A 5,830-nucleotide genomic window follows, 5' to 3' on the forward strand; every position below is an offset into this window, starting at 1 on the left:
GCGAGATGTCTCACGACACCCCGCAAACGGCGCATTTTCAAGGCGCTTTTGCGCAATAGCTGCGAAAGTTGCGCCCATAGCACGCGGGTGATGCAAATTTGCCCGCTCGAAGCATGGTTAAGACAGTTCGCCGCGCGGACGCGTCATGGTAATCTGGGTTACATCGCAGTTGCCCGAATGAAACGTTGCCGCACAAGATGTCAGGTAAAAGTTCCACATGCGTTGGAACCTGTCATCAAATCCCATGGCTTCGATCTTGTCCCATTGCGCGTTAAAATCATCAAACCACAGACGTAGTGTTTTGGAATAACTTTCGCCAAACTCCACACTGTTTTTGAACGTCAGACCCGCCTTGGCGATCTGGGCGCGCAGCGCCGTGGGAGACGGCAACATGCCACCCGGAAAGATGTATTTTTGAATGAAATCAACGTTCTTGCGGTAGATTTCAAAGCGTCGATCCTGAACGGTGATGATCTGCAAGGTGGCGCAGGCATCTGGTTTGAGACAGGCTTTGACTGTTTCAAAATATGTCGGCCAGTATTTTTCGCCCACAGCTTCAAACATCTCGATCGAGGCGATGCCGTCATATTGCGCGGTCTCGTCACGGTAGTCTTGCAGCTTGAACGTGACGCGGTCGGACAGACCCGCCTTTGCAATCCGCGCTGTTGCGTAATCATATTGCTCTTGGGAAATCGTCAGGCCGGTGACGTGCAATCCGCGCTCGCCCGCCGCGTATTCGGCAAAGCCGCCCCAGCCACAACCGATTTCGAGCACGTGATCGCCCGCAGACACGCCCATTTCGTCGACCATAGAGCGGTATTTGGCTGTCTGCGCCTGTGCCAAAGACTGGCCCTCACCCTCATATTTTGCCGACGAATAGGTCATGGTCTCATCAAGCCACAGGCCATAAAAATCATTCCCTAAATCATAGTGATAGGAGATATTCTTGCGGGCTTGTTTTTTGGAGTTGTTGTTCATCCAATGCCGCATCCGCTCATAGGCGCGCACAAAGGCCATGCCGGGAAATCCGTCATATAGATCGTCATTGTCGGCATGCACCAAATCCATCAGCGCCATCAAATCGGGGGTCGTCCATCCGCCATCGAGGTAGTCCTCGCAAAAGCCCAAATCGCCCTCGCGGATCAGGCGTGCAAACACATCATCGGATTGCACATGTAATTCGGCGTGCGGTCCTGCCGCCTTACCGGCTGCGCGAAACACGCGCCCATCTGGGAGCACAAAATCAAGCTGTCCACGCGCCATATCCTTGGCCACGTCAAAGACGTTTGTAAAATAACGCGGCAGGTTCTCTTGGCCCTGCGTCGAAGTCAAAACCTCGGGCTTCGGGTTTTGGTCTGCGTGATCGTCGAGCATATGTTTGCCCCCTCTTGTCGATTGCCGCCTGTTCTCAAACGGTCATTGGTCTCAGTTTATCAATGTTGATGCTCAGTGTAGCGCAAAACCACATTGCGTCACGCATTGCGCTCCGAATAGGCCGCCAAAGCGCGTTCGCGCCCCACTTTAAGGTCAATGATCGGCTTGGGGTAGAGGTCTTGCGCCGACACGCCCCATGCCTTTGGCACAGCCTCGAAATACGAAAGCGCGGTGGCACTGGGCGTGCGCTGACCTTCTGCAATCCATCTGCGCACATACACACCCTGCTTGTCGAATTTCTCAAGCTGTCCGTCAGGGTTGAAAATGCGAAAATACGGCGCCGCATCGGGGCCGCAGCCCGCCACCCATTGCCACCCCATGGCATTGGCAGCCGGATCCCAGTCAATCAAACAGTCCTCGAACCACGCGCGCCCCACGCGCCAATGCACCATCAGGTGTTTGGTCAGATAAGACGCCACAATCATGCGCGCGCGGTTGTGCATCGTACCTGTGACATACATCTCGCGCATCGCAGCATCCACAAACCGGATCCCTGTGCGCCCCTGTTTCCACGCGGTCACATCGGCGCTATCGGCGTCCTCGCGCCACGCAAATGTGTCCCACCCCTCACGGTGGTTTTTATGGGCCAAATCAGGCTCGTTGTACAAAAGGTGGTAGGCAAATTCGCGCCATGTCACTTCTTTTAGAAAATGCTCGGCTCCGCGCGCGCCCGCCTTGAGCGCGCCCATCCCCGCATGCCAGATCGTGCGCGGTGATATTTCGCCGTATGTGAGGTTTTCAGACAGGCCAGAACACACAGACTCAGACGGAAAATCGCGGCGTTCCTGATACACATCCGCATGAGCGGCCACAAAGGTCTCTAGGCGGGCCATAGCCGCCGCCTCACCCACGTGACAATGCGGCTCGACAATCGCCGCGCCACGCCGCATCTGCGCGCCAAGCGCCCAATCGGCCAACGCGTCACTCTGGGGGGCCTCAGCCCAACGGACCTTTGGCGCACTGAGGCATGGGGCGATATCCGTATCTTTGACCGCCCGCCAAAATGGTGAATAGACTTTATAATAGCCACCCGTTTTGGTGGCGACAGTCCACGGCTCAAACAGCAAATGACCGCCGTGGCTATGGGCGTCGATCCCCATCGATTTAAGCGTGGATTTCACATCCGTGTCGCGCGCTATCGCGTCTTTGTCATACAAGCGCGACCAATGCACACAGCTCGCGCCGACCTCGCGCGCCAGCGCCGGAATGATCACCCGCGCATCGCCCGCACGCAACACAACTCGCCCGCCGGTAGCCTCGATCCTCTCCATCAAATGCGCAAGGCCAAGCCCCATCCGCCACTTTGGCGCGGCCCCGAGCGCGTCCACCGTCTCATCGCGAATGAACACGGGCAAGACATCGCCCGTAAGAGCGGCAGCGACCAAGGCCGGGTTGTCACAAAGTCGAAAGTCTCGGCGGATCCACCAGATAGCTGTCACGCTATTCTCCTATATCTTTGAAAAGACTACGCAGGCGGTGCGCAGTTGGTTCAAACAAAACTGGACTAAATAACGCAAACATTGGTCTGGGCGCGTCAGATTTGGCGCACCCACGTCACAGGCCGCTTAGGCCACCTGATCGCGGTCCTCGGCTTGGGCCGCCCACATGGCGGAATATTTGCCGTGGCGGCTCAACAGATCCTCATGCGTGCCGCGCTCCACCACGTTCCCCGCCTCCAACACCACGATCTCATCGGCGTCGGCCACGGTGGACAGGCGGTGCGCAATCGTGATCACTGTTCGCCCTTTGCCCGCTTCCTTGAGCGCATCCAGAATGTCGCGCTCGGTTTGGGTGTCCAAGGCAGATGTTGCCTCATCCAACAACAAGACGGGCGGATTTTTCAGCAAGGTCCGTGCAATGCCGACCCGCTGTTTTTCGCCGCCAGACAATTTGAGGCCACGCTCGCCCACTTGGGTTTCATAGCCCTCGGGTAAGCTGCTGACAAACTCGTGAATCCGCGCCTTTTTGGCGGCACTGACCACATCCTCAAATGTCGCATCACCGCGCCCGTAGGCGATGTTGTAGCGGATTGTGTCGTTAAACAGCACGGTGTCTTGCGGCACGACACCAATCGCACGGTGCAGGCTTTCTTGGGTGACGTCACGCACGTCCTGACCGTCGATCTTCAACGCGCCGCCTGTGACATCGTAAAACCGGAACAACAGCCGCCCGATGGTGGATTTGCCCGACCCCGAGGGGCCAACAATGGCAAGCGTTTTGCCCGCAGGCACATCGATCGATACCCCGTGCAAAATCTCGCGTGCCGGATCATAGCCAAACGTGACCGCATCCAACTGAACCGCACCACCGCTGACATCCAGAGGCTTTGCACCGTCTTTATCTTTGATTTCAGCGGGTTGATGCAAGAGCGTGAACATCTCCTCCATGTCGACAAGCGCCTGACGGATGTTGCGATACATCGAGCCGAGGAAATTAAGCGGCATGGTGATTTGAATGACGAAAGCGTTGACCATGACGAAATCGCCAACCGTAATGGTGCCGTTTTGTACGCCAAATGCGGCAAGAACCATCGACCCGATCAGGCCACAGGTGATGATAAACGACTGACCGAAGTTGAGAAACGCGAGAGAGTTTTCGGTCTTGATCGAGGCCGTTTCATAGCCCGCCATCGCCACGTCATAGCGCGCCGCCTCACGGCTTTCGGCCACGAAGTATTTCACCGTTTCAAAGTTCAACAGACTGTCGATCGCCTTTTGGTTGGCGTCCGTGTCCAGATCGTTCATTTCCTTGCGGATTTTCACGCGCCATTCGGTGACTTTCAGGGTGAACACGATGTAGCCCACAAAGGTGAACAACAAGATGATCATATACGGCCAACCGAGTTGCGCCCCGACGATGATCAAGACCATCACCAACTCCAACACCAATGGCCCGATGGAAAACACGAGAAATTGCAACAAGAAGGCCACGCCTTTGACACCGCGCTCCATGATCCGGCTCAACCCACCGGTTTTGCGGGTGATGTGGTAACGCATCGACAACCCGTGAATGTGGTTAAACGTTTCAAGGGCAAGCGCACGTAGCGCCGCGTTGGACACAGGCGCAAACACCACGTTGCGCAATTGCTGAAAGCCGTTCGAGGTGATCCGCGCGCCGCCGTATCCCACCGTGAGACCAATCGCGCCAAGCGCCATGTACCACGCCGCACCATCGCCCTCACCCGCCAGCTTATCGACCGTCCAGCCATAAATCAGCGGCGTTACGGCCGTAATCATTTTGGCGAGGGCCAAAAGGGTCAGCGCGATGACAACGCGAACCCGAACGGCGCGGTCATCTTTGGGCCAAAAGTATGGAATGACGCGGCGGATAACGGACATGCCATCTGCGGGGCCGGTGGTCGAAGTCAAACTTGGGCGTCCGCGCATGGGCTAACTACTCTTTCAAAATAACATATATCTTCTGTGATCAGACCTAATGATCTGACCACCAGACGCAAGGACTACGCTGTCGCACACCGCGCTTGCGCAAAAGGGGCGTGCGTCCACATATCCAATCCAGTCGGTATGGGGAACGCTCTACTTTGGTAAGACGAACACCTGTCCGGGGTAAATCAGATCAGGATCGCGGATTTGGGTTTTATTCGCGTCAAACACCCGCGCATACAGGAATCCGTCCCCATAGCGATCGGAGGCAATCCCCCACAACGTATTGCCCGGCTGCACAGTGACAGAGCCGATACGGGCGCGCGGCGATTGCGGCGCTGCATCTTGGGCGTCCGTGGGCGCATCTGTACCCTGCTCTGCTATTTGCGCCTCAGATGGTTCGACCTGCGGCGCATCCGCCGCGTTTTGCTGTGCTGCGACCGCTTCGCCATCACGCTCCGCATGAGACGCGATTTGGGCCAAAATTGCCACGTCCTCGCGTTTGAACGGTGTTTCGGCGCGGGTGATCACCACCCCGTCTTGGCCAACGTGATCGGCGCGCAGGGTGTAAACGCCCGCGGCGACATCTTTGAGCTCGACACGCCATTGACCGTCCGCGCCCGCCACGGCTTCGGCGGCCAATGCGTTGTTGAGGTATAGCCGGATTTGCGCCTCAGATGGTGCGCGCCCAGAGGCGAACACACGGCCCTGAGGATCATAGGTCAATGCATCTATGCGCAGGGATGTCGCGTCTGTCCCCGCCTGTTGTAGAACCTGCACGCCCTCGTCACTGGCCTTGAGAACAGTGGGTTGCGGTTTGGCCTGAGCCACAGGCGTCTGCGCCTCCACATCACGCATTGCTATCACGGGTGACGCTTGTGCTTTGGACGTATCAACGGATGGTGTGGCGTCTTGGTCTTGTGCGACATCGATTGGGGTTGCCACGACTGGCGCGGACGCGATCACAGGGGCCACAACAATGCTTTCATCAGAAAACACGATCTGATCCCCAT

General features: G+C 57.1%; 4 protein-coding genes. All 4 read right to left on the bottom strand.

Features of this window, described 5'->3' with window-relative positions; all coding sequences use genetic code 11:
* Nucleotides 1-117: 117 nt before the first annotated feature.
* On the bottom strand, nucleotides 118-1,374 hold the full coding sequence (locus ACTG34_RS00005; protein ID WP_439103007.1) for a class I SAM-dependent methyltransferase: 1,257 nt from the start codon (nucleotides 1,372-1,374) through the stop codon (nucleotides 118-120).
* 98 nt (nucleotides 1,375-1,472) lie between these two features.
* Nucleotides 1,473-2,873 (bottom strand): cryptochrome/photolyase family protein, encoded by a 1,401-nt coding sequence (locus tag ACTG34_RS00010; RefSeq protein ID WP_439103008.1) that lies wholly within the window; start codon nucleotides 2,871-2,873, stop codon nucleotides 1,473-1,475.
* A 126-nt stretch (nucleotides 2,874-2,999) separates the two neighbouring features.
* Nucleotides 3,000-4,820, bottom strand: a complete 1,821-nt coding sequence (locus ACTG34_RS00015) for an ABCB family ABC transporter ATP-binding protein/permease (protein ID WP_439103009.1) — start codon at nucleotides 4,818-4,820, stop codon at nucleotides 3,000-3,002.
* Between the two features lie 150 nt (nucleotides 4,821-4,970).
* Nucleotides 4,971-5,830: LysM peptidoglycan-binding domain-containing protein (locus ACTG34_RS00020; RefSeq protein ID WP_439103010.1), on the bottom strand; the 860-nt coding region annotated here is incomplete at its 5' end.

Origin of the sequence: Celeribacter marinus (assembly GCF_965656515.1) — a bacterium.
GTDB classification, from domain to species: Bacteria; Pseudomonadota; Alphaproteobacteria; order Rhodobacterales; family Rhodobacteraceae; genus Celeribacter; species Celeribacter marinus_D.